This window comes from Bradyrhizobium sp. WSM2793, from assembly GCF_000379585.1.
Taxonomy (GTDB): Bacteria; Pseudomonadota; Alphaproteobacteria; order Rhizobiales; family Xanthobacteraceae; genus Bradyrhizobium.
Map to the genome: position 1 here is coordinate 190,047 of NZ_KB902773.1, position 17,928 is coordinate 207,974.

The 17,928-nt window shown below is 62.1% G+C and carries 17 protein-coding genes; 12 read left to right on the forward strand and 5 right to left on the reverse strand.

Going from position 1 to position 17,928, the window contains the following annotated elements; genetic code table 11:
- The first annotated feature begins 120 nt into the window (after positions 1-120).
- Together A3AS_RS0109030 and A3AS_RS0109035 are read left to right on the forward strand one after the other, a co-directional pair.
- The gene (locus A3AS_RS0109030) at positions 121-621 is read left to right on the forward strand and encodes a hypothetical protein (RefSeq protein ID WP_018317273.1); all 501 of its coding nucleotides are present in this window, start codon (positions 121-123) and stop codon (positions 619-621) included.
- Between the two features lie 11 nt (positions 622-632).
- Complete coding sequence (locus A3AS_RS0109035) at positions 633-1,100, forward strand: hypothetical protein (RefSeq protein WP_018317274.1); 468 nt, start codon at positions 633-635, stop codon at positions 1,098-1,100.
- A 60-nt stretch (positions 1,101-1,160) separates the two neighbouring features.
- Here the strand turns inward: A3AS_RS0109035 and A3AS_RS0109040 are convergent, their stop codons facing one another.
- Entirely contained in the window at positions 1,161-1,760 is a 600-nt protein-coding gene (locus tag A3AS_RS0109040; protein ID WP_018317275.1) for a TetR/AcrR family transcriptional regulator, read from the reverse strand.
- Positions 1,761-1,921: 161 nt separating this feature from the next.
- Here A3AS_RS0109040 and A3AS_RS0109045 point away from each other — a divergent pair, with 161 nt between their 5' ends.
- The gene (locus tag A3AS_RS0109045; RefSeq protein ID WP_018317276.1) at positions 1,922-2,299 is read left to right on the forward strand and encodes a tautomerase family protein; all 378 of its coding nucleotides are present in this window, start codon (positions 1,922-1,924) and stop codon (positions 2,297-2,299) included.
- A 76-nt stretch (positions 2,300-2,375) separates the two neighbouring features.
- Here the strand turns inward: A3AS_RS0109045 and A3AS_RS0109050 are convergent, their stop codons facing one another.
- Positions 2,376-3,305 (reverse strand): GTP-binding protein, encoded by a 930-nt coding sequence (locus A3AS_RS0109050; RefSeq protein WP_018317277.1) that lies wholly within the window; start codon positions 3,303-3,305, stop codon positions 2,376-2,378.
- A gap of 3 nt (positions 3,306-3,308) precedes the next feature.
- Positions 3,309-4,799, reverse strand: a complete 1,491-nt coding sequence (locus tag A3AS_RS0109055; protein ID WP_026201820.1) for an amidohydrolase family protein — start codon at positions 4,797-4,799, stop codon at positions 3,309-3,311.
- An 856-nt stretch (positions 4,800-5,655) separates the two neighbouring features.
- Between A3AS_RS0109055 and A3AS_RS48940 the strand changes: the two genes are divergently transcribed.
- The 9 genes from A3AS_RS48940 (at position 5,656) to A3AS_RS0109115 (ending at position 14,887) form a co-directional block, all read left to right on the forward strand.
- Complete coding sequence (locus A3AS_RS48940) at positions 5,656-6,228, forward strand: SEC-C metal-binding domain-containing protein (protein WP_085963991.1); 573 nt, start codon at positions 5,656-5,658, stop codon at positions 6,226-6,228.
- 311 nt (positions 6,229-6,539) lie between these two features.
- Positions 6,540-7,490, forward strand: coding sequence for an alpha/beta hydrolase (locus tag A3AS_RS0109070; protein ID WP_049814827.1), 951 nt, complete (start codon positions 6,540-6,542; stop codon positions 7,488-7,490).
- A gap of 217 nt (positions 7,491-7,707) precedes the next feature.
- Positions 7,708-8,178, forward strand: a complete 471-nt coding sequence (locus tag A3AS_RS0109075) for an aminoacyl-tRNA deacylase (RefSeq protein WP_026201821.1) — start codon at positions 7,708-7,710, stop codon at positions 8,176-8,178.
- 181 nt (positions 8,179-8,359) lie between these two features.
- Complete coding sequence (locus A3AS_RS0109080) at positions 8,360-8,779, forward strand: CBS domain-containing protein (RefSeq protein ID WP_018317283.1); 420 nt, start codon at positions 8,360-8,362, stop codon at positions 8,777-8,779.
- Positions 8,780-9,260: 481 nt separating this feature from the next.
- Positions 9,261-10,670 (forward strand): tyrosine-type recombinase/integrase, encoded by a 1,410-nt coding sequence (locus A3AS_RS0109085; protein WP_018317284.1) that lies wholly within the window; start codon positions 9,261-9,263, stop codon positions 10,668-10,670.
- Positions 10,671-11,256: 586 nt separating this feature from the next.
- The gene (locus A3AS_RS0109090; RefSeq protein ID WP_157644240.1) at positions 11,257-12,360 is read left to right on the forward strand and encodes a hypothetical protein; all 1,104 of its coding nucleotides are present in this window, start codon (positions 11,257-11,259) and stop codon (positions 12,358-12,360) included.
- A gap of 515 nt (positions 12,361-12,875) precedes the next feature.
- On the forward strand, positions 12,876-13,352 hold the full coding sequence (locus tag A3AS_RS47100; RefSeq protein ID WP_020508649.1) for a hypothetical protein: 477 nt from the start codon (positions 12,876-12,878) through the stop codon (positions 13,350-13,352).
- 168 nt (positions 13,353-13,520) lie between these two features.
- Entirely contained in the window at positions 13,521-14,135 is a 615-nt protein-coding gene (locus A3AS_RS0109105) for a hypothetical protein (RefSeq protein WP_018317287.1), read from the forward strand.
- 191 nt (positions 14,136-14,326) lie between these two features.
- Positions 14,327-14,887 (forward strand): DUF4142 domain-containing protein, encoded by a 561-nt coding sequence (locus tag A3AS_RS0109115; protein WP_026201822.1) that lies wholly within the window; start codon positions 14,327-14,329, stop codon positions 14,885-14,887.
- 434 nt (positions 14,888-15,321) lie between these two features.
- Here the strand turns inward: A3AS_RS0109115 and A3AS_RS0109120 are convergent, their stop codons facing one another.
- Both A3AS_RS0109120 and A3AS_RS43335 read right to left on the reverse strand, forming a co-directional pair.
- Positions 15,322-16,869, reverse strand: a complete 1,548-nt coding sequence (locus A3AS_RS0109120) for an FAD-dependent oxidoreductase (RefSeq protein WP_026201823.1) — start codon at positions 16,867-16,869, stop codon at positions 15,322-15,324.
- A gap of 279 nt (positions 16,870-17,148) precedes the next feature.
- Positions 17,149-17,586, reverse strand: a complete 438-nt coding sequence (locus A3AS_RS43335) for a DUF3459 domain-containing protein (protein ID WP_020508650.1) — start codon at positions 17,584-17,586, stop codon at positions 17,149-17,151.
- Between the last annotated feature and the right edge of the window lie 342 nt (positions 17,587-17,928).

Genomic DNA, 17,928 nt, shown 5'->3' on the forward strand with positions numbered 1-17,928 from the left:
AACTAGAAGACCTCGATATCACCCCTGCGAGCGTTGACTTGGAGAGGGCTCCGGCAGAACGATCGATGCAGACAATCAGCGCCAGCTGTGGCGTGAGCGCAGCCAAGGGCCAGAGGTTTCATGCATCAATCGACATCATCAGGATCTCTCGACCTTCCCGCGCTCAGTGCGGCGGAACGGCTCTTCATCTGGGGATTCCGGGCCAAGGCACGCAGCGGAGGCGCCGTTCCGACTGCAGCCGATATCCAGGAGGTGTACGACCATTTCCGCGTGGGCGATGCCGTGCTCTCGCTGGAATCCATCATCGAGATCTTCGCCTGCACGGCCCATACCGCGATCGAAGTGCATTGCCCGACCTGTCCGCGCATGTCGGACAGCGAGCGCGGGATTCTGCAGGCCATCGCCGCGGCCCAACAGGATCGCATCGACATCGTGCGCGAACGATTCGAGAGCTGGCTGCCGCCGGTTGGCGCCGATTGGGCGCTGGCGCCCGTGCGGGGGCTCGCCACGATCTTCCGCATGGCAGGCCTCATCCTGCCCGACCGGCAGGTGCGATCCCTCGACCATGACCGCACCATGGCGATGAAGAGCTGGCTGGTCGGAAGCCCGACATTGCACTGACGAGATCGGTCATGACCTCAGCTATTTGCGCCTCGGTGCCGGACGCCGGCCCATCGCGTCTCTGTCCGCTCCAGGCCGCGCTTGGAGCGCGCCCCTGCGTCGACAGCTATGATGATTTCTGCCGCGTCGCGCTGTCGCTGTTCCGCTTCATCGGAGCGGCCTACACCACCGGCGCCTCCGATTGCTGGGAAGCCGCCTATCGCTTTGCCGACGAGGCGCCTGATATTGCCGATAGTCCGCTGCTGGTCGCGCGCGTGGCCGCGCTGGTCAGAATCTTGCGCAGCGGCCGGCCATGCGAACTGTGCTTCATGCCGCCGTCCTGTCGTCGGCTGTCGAAGGACGAGACGGAATTGATGCGATTGCTGGCGGTCGCGCGGCGCAAGCAGCCGGGCGAGCTCGAATCCATCGTCTGCGCCTTCGTCGGCTCGGCCAAGGAAGCTGCGGCGACGCGGGCGGTCAACGCGCTGGCCTTGTGCTGAGGGCTGTTGTTTGCGCATGATCTTTCCGGAAAACCGCTTCACACTTTTCCGGATCATGCGCTAGCCGCCCTTCCTGCCGAGCAGGAGATCGATGGTGTGCGCAGCGATCTTGCGCAATTGCGGCTCGTCGCCGAAGGCACGTTCGAGCACGGCGAGACCGCGCGTCACGGTGACGATGTGCAGCGCCGCGGCCCCGGCATTGCCGTTGAACTCGCCGCGCTCGGCGCCTGCCGACAACGTGTCCTGAACCAGTGCTGTGATGCGCGAGATAAGGCCCGCAAATACCTGGCGCGCTTCTTCGTCCAACCCCTCTCCTTCCGCGGCGCCGAGCTCCATCAGGCCGCGCGTGGTCGGACATCCGCGCGGCGGCGTGCCCGAGCGAAAGTTGGTGATGGTCAGATCGAAGAAAGCGGTGAGGCGCTTTCGCAGGCCGCCCGTCCCGAGCGCCTTCTGCAGCGCGAGGAGATAATCCTCCGCATAGCGTTCATAGGCCTGCAGGAACAGCGCTTCCTTGCTGCCGAAGGCGTTGTAAAGGCTGCCGCGCTGGACGCCGGCATCGCGCGCGATGTCCGACAGCGAGGTGCCGCGCACGCCCTTGCTCCAGAACTGGTCGAACGCAATGCGCAGGACATCGTCATGGTCGAATTCGCGCGGCCTCAAGCTCGGCTCCTTTGGGGAAGTATTTGACACGACGTCAAGAACATGCTTTCTCGACATCGTGTCAAAAACCAATTGGAATTGATAGCCCGTTTCAGCACTGGACCGAACAGCGGCGTACGCATTCGCCTTGCTGGTCGGACCCGCATGCAAAGGGACGCGCGATGCCTCTGCTCCACATCTCGATGCGCGCCGGCAAGCCGCAAGCCTACCGGCAGGCGATTCTCGACGGCCTCTACCGCGCCATGCGCGAGGCGCTGAATGTGCCCGTGGACGACGCGTTCATGGCCATCACCGAGCATGAGCCGGCGAATTTCCGCTGCGGCAATGCCTACGGCGTCGAGCGCAGCGACGACGCGGTGCTGATCCAGATCACCGTGTTCGCCTCGCGAACCCCTGAGCAGAAGAAGGCGCTGTATCGCCGGATCGCGGACCTTCTCGGCGAAAGCCCGGGCGTCCGGCCCGAGGACGTGTTCGTGAACGTGCTCGATGCCCCCAAGGAGAACTGGTCCGTCGGTCATGGGCTGGCGCAGTTCGCGTGAGCTGGGCGGACCTGCCGGTGCCCTGCCGATCGAGGATTGAGGCGCCTGATACGCCCTGCGATCGGCGCGGATTGCCCTACTCGCCAGCAACGCACGCTTCCATGATGCCGTCGAGCTCGGCTTTCGACAGCACCCCGAGCTCGGCGATGAAGACGATCCGTGCGCGCGGCACGCCCGGCGCGGGCGCATCGCCCGGGGCGAGCGTGGCGCGGCCGGCGGCGAATTGAAACACCATCTGGCGGCCGGGCTGCTCGACCGTCTCGAACAGGCCTTTCGCACGCGCCAGCTTCGGCGCGAGACGGCCGATGGCCTGCTGCAGGCGCGGCAGCGAGATCGGGCGGTCCGAGGTCCAGCTCAGCGTCTCGAAGCGCTCTTCTGCCGGTCGTTTCGGGCCCGGATCACGCGGCGCGGGCGCACGCTCGACGTTCGCGGGGAACAGGAGCGCGGACGGAATCTCGCCATGTGGCGCATCGACCACCACGGCGGGAAGGCGCAAGGCGCGGATGGCTTGACGCATCCGCGCCCCCGCGCCCTCGTCCGCCAGATCCAGCTTGGTCAAGGCCACGATATCGGCGACGCGCAATTGCGAGCGCTGGAGAGCGTCGTCCAGGGCGGCCGGCGGTGTCGCGGCGTCGATCACGCACAGCACCGTCTCCAGCGGCGCCTCGCGCAGGATCACGGGGTCCATCAGATTGCGGACGATGTCGGCGGGATCGGCGACGCCGCTGGTCTCGATGACGATGTGTTCGGGCTTCGGATCGCGCCGCAGCAGCGTCGAGAGCGTGCGCAGCAGATCGCCTTCGAGCGAGCAGCAGATGCAGCCATTGGCGAGACTGACCACGCCGTCGCTGGCGCCCGCGATCAGCTCCGCATCGATGTTGATGGCGCCGAAATCGTTGACGATCGCGGCGATCCGCCGTCCCTCCGCATGCGCCAGGAGATGATTCACGACCGTGGTCTTGCCCGCCCCCAGAAAGCCCGTCACCAGGAGAATGGGGACCGGCACGGGTCAGCCCCCGACCACGGGCCGGCGCACCGGCTGACCCGGACGCGCCGCGAGGTCCAGCACGCCGTCGCTGATCAGCATCTGGCCGCTGACCACGAGATGCCGCACGCCTTCGGACGGACGGTTCATCGCCGTGAAGGTCGCGCGGTCCGAGAGTTTTTCGTAGTCGAACACGACGATGTCGGCGTCCGCGCCCTTCGTCAGCCGACCCTTGGCGCGCATCGCCGGCGTGCTCTGCGACAGGATTTCCGCCGGGATCAGCGCGCATTTGCGCACGCCTTCGAGCAGCGACACGGTCTTGCGCTCGCGCACCCATTCGCGGATGAAGCGGGTGAAGCAGCCGGCCGAGCGCGGATGCGAGGTGGCATCGTCAGGCAGCGGCCAGGCATCGCCGGTGTAGGTCTTGCCGTCCGACGTCGTCCACGGCATCGCATCGGACGCGATCGCGCCGCCGGGATACAGCACCGACATGTCGAGCAGGTCGCGGTGATGCGAATTGTTCTCGATGTCGAGGATGTGCCAGAGCACCAGCGAGGACGGCTCTTCGGCCTGCGCCTTCAGGAGCTCCTCGCGGTCGTGGAAGCGATAGCCGTCGGTCACGCGCTGCACCGAGTCGTAGCCGGTGCCGTTGCGTTCGACGAATTCGGGGTCGCTGAAGAAGGCGGCGGCCAGCACGGTCGAGCCGGTGCCATAAGGATAGGCCTCGACCGTGATGGGCAGGCCCTGCGCCTGCGCTTTCGCGATCAGCACGCGGCAACGCTCGACGTCGGTCTTGCTCGACGAGTTGAAATGGCAGATGTGCATGTGCGCGCCGGTGGCGCCGGCATAGCCGATCAGACGGATATAGGCTTCCACCGCACTCTCGGGGTCGATGCGCGACATGAAGGCGACGTGGGTGAAGGTCGGCACGTCCTTGGCGGCGGCGAGCTGGCAGACCGCGGTCAGCTCCTGCACGCCGGCGCCCGGCGCGTAGGCATTGAGGATGCCGATACCGATGCCGCCTTCGTCGAGACCGCGCCCGAGACGCTCGAGAATGCCGGCGACCTCCGCATCACTCGCCACGTTGTCCATCCAGCGGCGGTCGCGCATGGCGTTGCCGAACGCCTCCAGCGAACTCTCCGCATTGGAGCCGGTCATTGCGCCGATGCGCGCAAACGCCCAGTTGGTGGCGGCGCCGTAGTTCAGCACGCGGCCTTTTCTCGCCTGACGCTCGTACCAGGACCCGACCGGCAGCACGCCGGCCTCGAGATCGAGCGTCGTCGTCACCCCGTCGAACGCCTGCATGCGGTCCGCCGGGATCGATTGGCCATGGGCGTGCAGGTCGATGAAGCCGGGGGCGACCACGAGCCCGGTCGCGTCGATCACGCGCTCGGCGCCGCCGAGGCCCGTACCGACCGCGGCGACCTTGCCGTCCAGCACCGCCACGTCACCGACGGCGTCCATCCCACTCGCGGGATCTACCACCCGGCCGCCAGAGATCACCAAGCCGCTCATATTGTCACTCCCTCCACGTCGAAATCGCATCAAGGCAGATTCCGGAAGCGACGACCACCTCCACTGAAGCCGACGCATCATGCTCGCACGGAAGGTCATTTCGCAGGCAACCCGCGGACGCGCGCCCGCGTCCTCGCGGCATGTTTTGCCCGAGTGATGCTGCTCTCCTCACCCTCTCGAAGGAAAGGGCGCAGGGAAGGCCGGGCGCCGGCTGGCACCCGTAAAGACCCCCGTGCTGAACAGATTGCACACGCAATGCACAGGGGAGACACAGGGCAGCCGAAACCAGGCCTTCCCTGCGCGATGGTCTGACGGCCAATATGCCGCGCTCTCCCGGGAGCCGAACTTTCCTTCTGGCCTCCCTCGCCCCGCGAATTGGATGATGCAGTCTGCCCGGTTGGCCTCGCTCGCATCTCCGCGAAAGGCTTGACCGTAGCAACGACGGCCAGGACCACACGGTTTTGCCGTACGCAGGCCATCCGGCTTCGCCAAGAGGCTCCGCCGGACATGGGCGCCGTTCGTCTTCGCAGGTCACGCATGCTCACGAGGTTCTCTCGCCCTGCACACGCAAGCTCCGCCTTAACGCCGCCCGCGTCCACCGCAACTCCCAGCCCGCGCTCGAAACGACGTACGACCGCCCCTTTGGTGGGCTGGAATGGCCGACACATACGACAAATCCGAATTTCGGTAAAGTGGAATATTTTTGTGGAGAGGGGTTGACAGCGGATCGGGCTGTTTTGCCCGACGGTACAATTTGTCTCGATCTTCCCGGGATGAATTGCAAAAGGCGTCGCTTCGTTAGATCAAGCTGCTTTGGTATATTGTGACCCAATCAAATTCTGTCACGGGTACCCGCATGACAAATGCGCGCAAGATAGGACGAAACGATCCCTGCCCCTGCGGCAGTGGCAAGAAGTTCAAGAAGTGTTGCCTCGACTCGGAAAGGTTGGACGATCTGTCATCCGATTCGCCCCAAAGTGTGCAGACACCGAGCGTTCTCCGGTCGGCGCTTCAAGACGAAGAAGCGCTCCCGGCGTACGATCCATTCACGGAGCCAGACCCGGATCTGTGGGTTGTGCTGGACGAGGAGGAACGGATTGATCTCGTGATGGCCTACCATCGGCGCGTCGGAATCCCTCTTCCGCGGGAGAAAGTGCACGCTATTCTTCATGTGATCGTCGAGAGCCAAATTGCCGATCCCACGCTGCCGGTGCGTAGCGAGGCGCAGTGGTTGATGTCCGAAGGACTCGATCGTCACGAAGCCATCCATGCGATCGGCTCGGTGCTTGCCGGACACATGAACGAGCTGATGCGCGAGACCAAATCGGGCGATGACAACGTCGAGACGAAGCCCGATCAGGACCCGAATGAGACTTATTTCGCCCAGTTGAAACTACTGACGGCGGATGAATGGCGTCGGTCGGGCTGACCGGCGTATCCAGGTTCGATATCGAGCTTTCTCGAGCCTGGACTCGCCTCCACACAAACCGGCTTGCCTTCGCGGCATTAGCCACTGAGCAGGCGTTACGCGAGTGGTGCGCGCTCCATTCGATCGGGATTATCGGCTGATCTGGACCGCGAACCGGCTCCGCCGTCTTCTCGCCTGCATTGTCATTCAGTGAGCTAGGCGGGGCGGCGTGAGGTGGGCAAAGTTCCCAAAGGTTCCCAGTGATCGTCCGACGTCCTCTGCAACGCGACTCCCGTCATTCCGTTTCGCGCCGCGCTTTCCTCGGCGGACTTATGTCGGCAGGGAGCGCCCTCGCGCTCGGCGGATGCGCCGGCCTTGGTGCGACCGGCGCGCGCTTCGACGCCTCGTCCCTCTCCGTTGACCCGACCGTGCTTGTCACCACCACGCGCAAGCCCGTCAACGGCGCCCGTGCCAAACCCTGGTTTGGGCCGGAACGCGCGACGGCCATGACGGTCGCGCGGGCCAAGCTTGCGGCGCCGGACGAGAGCCGTCTTTCCCTCGCCTCCGTTGGACTTGGCGATTGGCGCCTTGATCGGGTCGAACCGGTGCCGGACGCTGGCGATCTTGCTGCGCAAGCCGGGACAGGAGACGTGCTGATCTATGTGCACGGCTTCAAGCAGACATTCGAGACGGCCGTGCTGGACGGCGCCCATCTCTCCGACGGGATCAAGTTCCGCGGCCGGACCATGGTGTTCTCCTGGCCCTCCAAGGCCGGCCTGTTCGACTACGCCTATGACCGCGACAGCGCGATGTGGTCGCGCGACGATTTCGAACGCGTACTCTCTGCGCTGGTGTCGGCGCCAAGTGCCGGCCGCGTGCACATCGTCGCCCACAGCATGGGAACCATGCTGACGCTCGAAAGCCTGCGTCAGCTCCATGCGCGATACGGCGACACCGTGACGAGCAAGATCGGCGCGGTCGTGTTTGCCGCGCCTGATATCGACATGGACGTGTTCTCGTCGGCGATCCAGCGCATCGGCCCGCTGGCCGGCAAGATCACCGTGATCGCCGCGACGAACGATCGCGCACTCGCACTGTCGGGACAGCTCGCAGGTGGCATGACGCGGGTCGGCGCGGCCGAGAAAGCGGTCATCGCGCGGCTCGGCGTGCGTGTGGTCGATGCCTCCCAGGAAGGCTGGGGCATCATCAACCACGATCTGTTCCTGTCGAATTCGGAGGTGCAGAAGGTGATCCGCCGCTCGATCGATGGCACGACGGCGTAAGAGAGAGGCTGTGCCGAGCCATGCGCGAAGCTTGCCCCTGAGTGCCAGTCTCGACCGATGGCGCTCCGCGCAGAAGAAAACCGCGAACGCTGAATTGCAGCTTGCGGATGGAAGACCTATGTTGGGTCTCTAGTCAGGCAGCCGCCCATCGTATGGCGAGAGTCTGCAGGGTCGACCTCGCGGTGGATGGTTTGCATTCCGCATCGGAGGTGATGCCATGGCCATTGCTCCCACGCTCCAGAAATACCTCGCCGCTGAGAACATCCAGTACGAGGTGATCCCGCACGAACTCAGCATGACGTCCGCTCGAACGGCCGAGGCATGCCATATCTCGGGCGACCGCCTCGCCAAGGGCATCGTGTTGCGGCGCGACGGCGGATACATGCTGGCCATCCTGCCCGCATCGCATCACCTCCGTCTGTCGGACCTGAGGACAAGCCTCGGCGACAATGTCCAAATGGCCAATGAAACCGAGGTCAATCGGCTGTTCAGCGACTGTGCACACGGCGCGGTTCCCGCCGTCGGCAAATGCTACGGATTGGAAATGATCATCGACGACAGCATCGAGGCACAGCCAGACATCTATATGGAAGCCGGCGATCATGAGACGCTGCTCCATATGGGTCACGCGCAGTTTGCGCGCCTGACGGCCAACGCCCCGCACGGGCGCTTCAGCGCGCATGACTGAGGTTTTGTAGACCGCCGATTGCCGTTGCGATCCTGGGCGGGAACTCTGGCCGTGAGGTCGCCGTCATACTGTTCCGCGGGGTGGCGGCGAGAGTGTCTGCGCTTGTCTGGTCGGAGTTCGGAAGATTGGGGTGCCGTTGCATTGCATCAACGCACTTGAAACCCACGAACGGAGGCTCGCCATGAAAGTCAAAGACGTGATGCACAAGGGTGTCGACTGGGTCAGCCCCAACACCCCAATCACCGAGATTGCCAAACTGATGCGGGCGCATGACATCGGCTGCATTCCGATTGGCGAGGATGACAAGCTGGTCGGAATGGTGACCGACCGCGATATCGTCTGCAAAGGGCTCGCGAGCCACAGCTTCGATGCCGGCCGCGCGACGGCAAGCGACGTGATGACCGAGGGCATCCATTGCTGCCGCGAGGACGATGACCTCGCCAAGGCGATGCATCACATGGAGAAGCTGCAGGTCCGCAGGCTGCCGGTGATCAACAAGAGCAAGCGGATGGTCGGCATCATCAGCCTGGGCGACGTCGGCCATTCCGCGTCCGGTGATATGCTCACCGAGACCGTCAGGAGCATTTCGGCGCATCACTGAACTTGCGGCCAGGACTTACGGCCAGGGCTCTCTCGCGATCGCCGCTCAAACAGGCGTTGAGGGGAGCCCGAGCCACGCGCTCGTCATGCAACCATCGCGCGGCACAGAAGCGACGGCGCGATGTGGCTTACTTTGCGCCGGCGTGAATGTCAGGGGCGGGCTCACTCGATCGCTTCATCAGCATCAGCGTCGACGCTGCGGCGCGCAACTATGACCAAGCGAGATCGCGCGGCCGGACCGGGCCGCCGTCGGATAGGGTCGCAGCAACAAGTCGAGGAATATCGCGGATTTGGCGCTCCCTAGGGGAATCGAACCCCTGTTTCAGCCTTGAGAGGGCGGCAAGTTTTTTCTTGGCCGGTTCACATTTGTTCGCCACAATCCAACCTTATCAATTACTTAGCTAAAACCAGTCCGTCACTGTTCGGCCCTGTACGCCAGTGCTTATTCGACGGATATTCGACGACTTTGGGGGCGGGGTGCTGTGACGAAAACACTGACAGAGGCTCAGATCACAACCGCCAAGGCGCGCGCCCGGTTGGACTTTGGCACGCATTGGCGCCGCCTCGATGCCGAGGCGCACCTTGGCTATCGCAAGGGCAAGCGGAGCGGCGTGTGGTTCGTGCGTTGGCGCAATCACCATCGCGGAGCCAACTACAAGCAGGCGCCGGTCGGCGTCGCCAACGACGTCAACGACAAACCTGCCGAAGGAACGCTGACTTTCGAGCAGGCGGTGACACAAGCGCGGGAACTCGTCACTCGGTTTAGAATAGAAGCGGCGGCGCAAGCCGCCGGGCCAGCCCCCACCGTGCGGAAGGCTGTAGAGACATACATCGGGGAGCGTAATGCCCGTGACAGCCGGAGGGCTGGCCGCGAGGTTCGATCCGATGCTGGTCACCGCTTGCGTCGCTACGTTCTTGGTCAAGAAGAGCGCGGTAGCCAGGAAGCCATTGAGGCTGCCTCTCTCGCCGAAGTCCATTTGCACGCGCTACAGGAAGATCACCTCCTCACCTGGCGAGAGGAGCTTCCTGTAGAATTAAGGGGCACGACAAAGCAGCGGCTCATAAACGACCTGAAGGCGGCGCTGAATGCAGCATGGCCACGCTTGACGGCGGAACAAAAGAAGCTGAATCCAACATTTCCCTCGATCGTGAAAGACGGGTTTAAGGCTGAACGCATTGATGACGATGATGAGATATCTGTCGCCCGAGACAATCAAATACTCACGGACGCGCAGATCAACACCTTGCTTCGAGCCGCATGCGAGATCGACGACGAGCAGGGATTTGAAGGCGACCTATATCGCATTGTCGTGTGCCTCGCAGCAACCGGCGCGCGGTTTGCACAGGCGAGGCGGATGCGCGTCAGTGATGCACAACGGAAAGAGCTACGCTTGATGGTACCGGGTTCCTACAAGGGACGCGGCGGCAACGGTGGCTCCGTCCCAGTTCCGGTGGGCGAAGATGTCATGGAAGTCCTCTTACCGGAAATCTTAGATCGCCCGAGAGACGCGCTGTTGTTCGAGCGATGGAGGTATGAGCAGGAAGCCGGTAGCATCGTCTGGAGAAAGTCAGAACGCGGTCCGTGGAAGACGGCAGAACTTACTCGTCCGTGGCATGCCATCCGCGAGCGCGCAGGGCTGCCGGAAGCCATCCCTTATGCGTTACGACATTCCAGTATCGTACGCGGCTTGCGAAACCGGCTCCCTATTCAGCACGTTGCTAAACTCCACAACACTTCCGTGAAAATGATCGAGCGGCACTACGCGAAATATATCTCGACAGCCTTGGAAGATCTCGCTCGAGCAGCAGTTGTACCGCTGGTCCCGCGGCCCGGTGAAAATGCGGTCGGCGCGGATGTGGTGGTAACTCGACCATCGCCGATTAGTTCATAAATCTTGGTCCGCCCGACACCGGTCACTTCACAAGCCTCCGCGACGGGCAGGTCAAGCGCTGCGCAAACGGAAGCCCTCGACGAGACGCAAGGTACAATCCTAGTCGCGAGGATGGTGATATCTTGGTGGAATCATATCTGTCACTGCCTGAAGCAATGGAACATCGTTTTACCCGTCACGAACTTTACAATCGTATCTGGTCGACGCCGATCACGCGAGTGGCTGCCGAGTTGGGCACCAATACGAGCCGGTTAAGCTCCCTGCTCCGCCGCGCCGACATTCCGACGCCCCCACCCGGTTATGGATCAAGAAGGAGTTCGGCAAAGCCGTGACTCAGCCACCCCTACCTCCGGCTCCTCCAGATTGTCCCGAGCCTTTGTTGCTGGAGACCGACGCAGAGACCACACGCACACGACGTCCGGAAACTACAACGCACAAAGCCGAGCCAACGGCCCAAATGCTTTCGGATGTAGAGGCAAGGTCCACACCGGCTGCTTCATCGCCGCCAGCCACACCAGCACCACGCCCGTCTCAGCCGACGACGCTCACCCGAGAAGATCTTTATTCTGGTGTGTGGGAAATGCCCATGTCCCGGTTGGCTGAACGGTACGGAATCAGCGACAACGGCCTCGCTAAGATCTGTCGTCGGGAGGACATCCCGTACCCGGCGCGGGGCTATTGGGCTAAACACGCGGTTGGCAAGGCACCGGAACGTGCGCCACTACCGGAATCCGGCCAACCTTCCCGCCCGATCACGATTTATCCGACACCGCAGCCCGAACCACCGCCTGACCTGCCGGACGACGTGCGCCGTCAGATGGAGGGCATTCACGCGGAATCGTCCTCGATGACTGTGTCCGAACGCCTCGTAAAACCGCACGCGATTATTGCCGCTTGGCTGGTAGACCATGAGGAACGAAAGCGGCGTGCGCGCCAGGAACGCGATCCGTGGCGAAAGAAGCTGTATGATCCTGGCGCCTTCAGCGACAGCGATCGGCGACAGCATCGCTTTCTCGACGCACTGTTCAAGGCAATCGAGCGCCAGGGTGGCAAGATCAGGCAAGGCGACCGGCGCGAACTCTTTGGCGAAGTTTCCGGTGAAAAGATCGAATTCCAGCTTCGTGAGAAGCACAAGGAGACCCGTCGTCTACTGACTGCAGATGAGCAGCGGTGGCGCATAGGTAACAGGGACTGGAAACAGGAGCTCGTGCCAACCGGTCGTCTTGTCTTCGAAATCAAGACTTATCTGCCCTCCGGGCTGAAGTGCCAGTGGCTGGAGACCGATACGCAGCAGCTCGAAGGCATGCTACCAGACATCGTCGCAGTATTCGTGGCCGCAGGCCCCCTACTCGTTCGGCAACGACAGGAACGGGAAGCCGCCGAGCGCGAACGCCAGCTCGCTGAACGACGCCGGTACGAGGAGCAACAAAGGAGGAAACGTGACGCCAACCGGTGGCGGTATTTCAGGGAAATTGCTGAGGACTGGAGCGACCTCGCCGCCGTACGGGATTTCCTGAGCACACTCCGTTCAATGGATATTGATCGATCCATTGAGGTCGATGGTCGCAGTGTCGGCGACTGGCTCATGTGGGCCGAGGACTGGCTCCAACGTGCAGATCCAACAGCGAGTGGCCCCGAAGACCTGTTCAGGCGGATCGCTGAGATAAAGGAATGGTCTTATCGTGACTGATGGCAACGACTAGTAGCTTCGAAAGCCTCGTACTTAGCTACTTACTATCGCCGCAGCGCTGTCTTCTTGCGGCGGGCAGCCTAACCCGCGAGGCGGCGATTTGATAATCCGCGAAAGCCGCCGTTTGCGCGCGATCCACCACCCTTTCAAATTTCCTTTGATTTAGGTCAACCTTCCCCTTCTGTTACGTGCAACTTTCTCCCCATGAACCAGCCCAACGAGCGAGGTCCGGTCAGGGAGACGCCGACGCCCAAGCCGTCGCGCCTGGAGGACGTCCGGCGAGCTATCGAGGAGTACGCGAACGATCTGCGGGAGATCATCAAGAAACTCCGTATGCGGTTGCATTGAGGCCGCGACTGTCCGTATTGGAGTCCCGCTGTCCTAGGTTGAATTGGATGGTGCGCGAATGTATCAAACGCAGTATTCTTCCTACATCGCCGGCTGGCGCATGACCCGTAGGCGCCGGCGACTGAGAGACCGATCGCCGCTCCCGCCTTCCTCGACGAGAGCCACTAATGTCCAATCTTGCCGAGCGCCTCAAGCTTGCTCGTCGCCATGTCGTCAAGGGTCGTCAGATCGTTGAACGGCAACAACTTGTCGTGCGCAGTGGCACTGTAAACATCGCAGAAGCCATCAAGCTGTTAGCTCTCTTCGAGACAACGCAGGCCATCTTCGAGGATGATCTGGACCGTCTTCTGCGAGAAGAAAGCACTCAGCTTTCCGGAACTGTCAATACCGCGCCCGCCACATACCCGGCGCAAAACCTAAGCCGCCTCGGAGCTTCTCTCGCTCTCCTCCTCAGCGCCCGAGCCCTTCTCCAGCACGGGCGGGAAGCCTTTCGTGAATCGCAGTCAAAACACGTCGCAGCCCACTTGGGACAGCGTCAACTCACCAACCGGTTCGACCGGTCGCACCTCCCTCCTGCCAGCTTAGCTGGTGGAGTTCGAGTCGCCGCGGCCGCTAGCGCCAGAATAGCGCAAGCAGCAGGATGACGGGAAGCGGGATGCCCAAGAGCCACAATAGGGCGCCTCTGCCGAATGTCATGGTCAATCCTCCTCCTTTCTGACCTTCAAGCCGCAACCACGTCCGAGGTTCCAACCGATTGGAACTTACCTGCGAAGTCGATCTTGAATCCAAAGTCCTATTGAGGAGGTACATCCATGGCCACACGCGCAGTACCGCACGCTTACTTCGCCTGGACCTGGTCGCCGGTTCTGGCGGGCGTCTTTGCTTCATTGGTCGTCCAAATTCTGCTGACGATGCTAGGCTTTGGCATTGGCCTGCTCGCCATCGATACCCCGATGGCCGCCTCCGCGCCTGCGAGCGCCGGCTGGCCCGCCTTCGTCTGGTGGGCCGTTTCGGGCATCATTGCCGCCTTCGTCGGCGGCGCTATCGCAGCCGCCAATTCGCCCGATCAGAGCAGTTTGGGGCGTGTCGGACACGCCTTGGGAGCGTGGGCGGTTGCAACGGTCATCGTGGTGGCGGCAGCAGCGATGATACCTGCTTCGGCTGGCAGCATCGCGGGCAACCTCGCCGGCCCAAGCTATTCGGCGAACGCCCGCATCGCATATTATTCGAATAACCCGACGCGTGAAACAGTCGGTTCGACGAGCAGGCCGGTGACGCAAGCTCAAATGGAGGAGGCCCGCAAGCACCTCGCCTATGCAATGCTTGCCAGTTTCTGCGCGCTTCTGTTGGGCGCCGGAGCTGCCTATGCCGCCGGAATGGCAACCACCGCCCGAGCGGTCGAAGATGCCGCAAGACCGGTGACTTGAGACCGCCTAGCTATCTGGCGGGCTCCTGTCATGGCCGGTCGCCGCTACGACTGGGCCGAGAGCTCAGCCACGACGACATCGTCCGATTCCTCACCCGCCAAATTCGTCGAGGAAAGGCGGCGACACCAAGCTCACACCATGGCGCTCCGCAAGGATGTCAATGGCAAGACCGCAAGCTGATGGAGATACACATGAGACGCACCATAATAGCAATCGCGTGCATTTCGCTCGCGACGCCGGCACTGGCCCAATCAGTCAGCGAGAAGACCGGCGTCAATTCCGTACTCGGGGTCAGCCCCTCGACGGTGGATTTTGTCAAGCAGGTCGCGATATCGGACATGTTTGAAATCGAGTCGAACAAGCTCGCACAACAGAAGGGAAATGCAGCGGAGAAGACCTTCGCTTCCCAAATGGTAACGGACCACACTAAAACCAGCACTGAGCTGAAGGAACTTGTCACCAGTGGCAAGGTGAAAGCCGAATTGCCCAGCGCTCTCGATTCATCGCATCAAAGCAAGCTCGACAAACTCAAGGGCGCCAACGGTAACGATTTCAACTCCGAGTTCAATTCGATGCAGGTCAACGCTCATAAGGATGCCGTCGACCTGTTCGAGCGATATGCCAAGGGCGGCGACAACGCGGATCTGAAGAATTGGGCCGGCAAGACCCTGCCGGCGCTTAAGCATCACCTCGAGATGGCGCAGGATCTCGACAACAAGCCCGCACCTACCGTCGGCGAGGGCAAGAAATAGCGGAGGGAGCCGCTGCTGGGCGGCTCCGCTGCCGGTTGGACGCCCAGATGGCGGTAGGTTCATTGTGAAGCCTGCGAACACCAAGGATTCGGCGACGCCCACCGGCGTCGGCCCAACGAGCGTGTCGGCTGATTGCCGCTAAGCGCCTTCGATTGATCGTGGCTTCCGCCACTGTTTAGCGCGGCGTCCGTTTTCTTTTCTTCCTCAAGCGTCTGGCTCGAGGACTGGGGCAGCCTGCTTCATCCCCAGTATGCTCAACGGCCTGAACACCCGACAGACGTCATGTGCAGCCGTCTGGAAGCGACACGAAAAGGCCTCCGTTTCCCAGGGCCTTTCACTAAGGGTACGTCCGCCGTTACCGCCTGTACAATGGTCCGAGATAACGAGCCACCATCAGTTCCCTGCGAGCAGGCATACAAGGCGCCCAATCGGAGCTATTCCGCAGCCTGGTGGTGCGCTGGCTTCTCGAGGTCTGCAAGCGGGGATACTGCCGGTCCATTGAGGGCGGTGCCATCGGGCGCGAACTGAGATCCGTGACACGGGCAATCCCAGCATTGCTCCAGCGAATTCCAGTGCACAACGCAACCGAGATGTGTGCAGCTGGCGGAATGCAAATGCAACTGTCCTGCCTGGTCCCGGCATGCGGCGACCTTTTGCAATCCGCTGCGCACCAGAGAGCCCTCCCCTGGCCGCAACCGCTCGACGGACGCTATTTCGTCCGCCGAAAGATACTCCGCTAAATTTTTCAACGGCGTGATGTTTTCGCTGATGTACTCACCAAGGTTCTTGTGGATCTTCCGTGCCGGCGAATAGACCTCCTCCCACGCGCTGGAGCCGATGGTGATGAGGTCGGCGATCAGGATGCCGGCGACGAGGCCGTTTGTGATGCCTTGTCCAGAATCGCCGCTGACGATGAAAACATGCTCTTCGTCCGGCGAGCGGCCGATGAAGCCAACGAAATCTACCGGCTCCAGGACTTGTCCTGACCAGCGATGGGTTATCGCGCCCATATCGGGCAATCGTTCGCGTGCCCAGTGCTCAAGCGCCGCGAAGCGTGCCTCGCCATCATCAGCCTCGCCGGACTTGTGGTCTTCACCGCCGATGATCACGAGCCCCTCGTCGGTAGAGAGCGGCTGCAGGCGTATATAATGGTAGGGATCGAGCGTATCCCAATAGAGAGCGTCGGCCAGCACGCCGACCGGCAGCTTCGCGGCAATAACATAACTGCGATAGGGCGCCTGCTTGGTGTGGATGGCGACTTCAAGGTTGACCGGAGAGTTGGTTGCGACCACCACGTCAGCTGCCCGCACCTCGTGCCCGGATGACACTTTTACCACGAGCTCGTCCCGCTTGTGCTCGATGCTCTCGACGCAGCTGTCGGCGTAAAGTTTTGCGCCGCCGCGCTGCAGCGCGCTTGCAAGCCCCGCAAGATATTTCGTCGGATGAAAGCGCGCCTGGCCGGGGAATCGTAACGATCGCACCATGCCCTCGGAGTGGAAGGGCGTCGCAGTCTCGTGGTTCTCGACGGGAATGCCGAGCCGCTGACAGCACTCGAGTTCGTTGTCCAGCAGAGAGCTCGGCGTCTCCGGCGCCGGCACCCAGAGACCGTCGACCCTGCAGAAATCGCAGTTGATATTTTCGAGATCCTGGATCGCTTCGGCGCGGCTGATCGCGGTCATGACGCTCTGGTAGTAGAGCCGCGCACATTCCTCGCCGCGAACGCTAACGAGCTCCTTGTAATAGTCGTCCAGCGCCGTGGCGAGATGCGCGGTCGTGCGCGCCGTCATTCCGCTGCCGATGCTGCCGCGATCCAGCACGATCACGGAACGCCCGCGGCTGGCAAGCTCGTAGGCCACCGACAGCCCCGCAATCCCAGAACCCACTACAACCACGTCCGCCCGCTCGGATCCTGACAGGCTGGGAGCTTCGCCCACCGGAACATCCATCCAGAGCGATCGCGTATATTCATCTCGCACGTTCATGATGCACCCTCTCAAAAAGGGCCAACGGGAGGGCGGAAAAAGGGTTCCATTGGGATGGTCGGCAGGGCTTCACCACGTTGGCCAGAGCAGCGGACCGCCTCTCCCCGACAACATCGTTGTCCTCAGAACCTCTTTGCCTGCTCGTTTCTTATTCCGACCGCGCAAGCACGTCAGCTCGCTGCGACGCCGCGAAAAGCGACAGCTCTGAGGCGCATCCTCGGATCGGCCCATGCATCGTCGGAATTTCACGCCGGACTGGTCGGCTCGGCCGCGGCGGTCTCAACGAATTACTTTGACGATGACGCCTTCGTTCGGCTTCAGGTGGATTGGTCCCGCTACCTTTTCCTGCTTGCAGTCTAGCCCGGTCGATAACAATCGGATGCCGCAGCCTTCCCACTCCCAAAGCCGTGGTTCTCCGGAAATATTGAGACCAACGAGGATTTGCGTATCGTTCATCCTACGTTCGAACGAGAAGATGTCGTTCTGTGCGCGGCGTGGCAGATACTCTCCCTGCAACAGGCACGGCTCCTCCCGACGCAATGCAACGAGTTCACGGTAAAGGATCAAGAGCGAAGTCCGATCGCCCTGTTGCGCTTTGATATTGCGGGTGCGATCCGGGCTCAGCGGCAACCACGGTTTGCCACTGGTAAAGCCGCCTCCCTCCGTGTCGTCCCAACGCAAGGGCGCCATGGTACCGCGCAGCTTGGCTTTTGCCATGCCACTTCCGCCAGCCTGCTGTGGCTGGGTTTGTCGTTATGGAGCACAAAGCTAAGCCATATTGCTCCTACATGAAGAGACGCGCCTGAGCATCAAGCGCTCTTGAAGATGATTGGCGGCCCAACAGTTATCTTTTCCTAGCCGCTCGACCATGCCCGGAGGTCTGCGCGTTGTCCCGGCGGCTGCAGCAAGTTGGCATGGTATTCGCCTTGACAACCGAAATCCTGAGTCTAGCTCGGCAATTGCTCCCATCTTTCAAAAAACCGCAGGTTGGGGTTTGGCTATCATCAGCCAGAGTATAGCGGCTACGGCAGTGAACGCTGGAATGCCGAAGGCGAACCA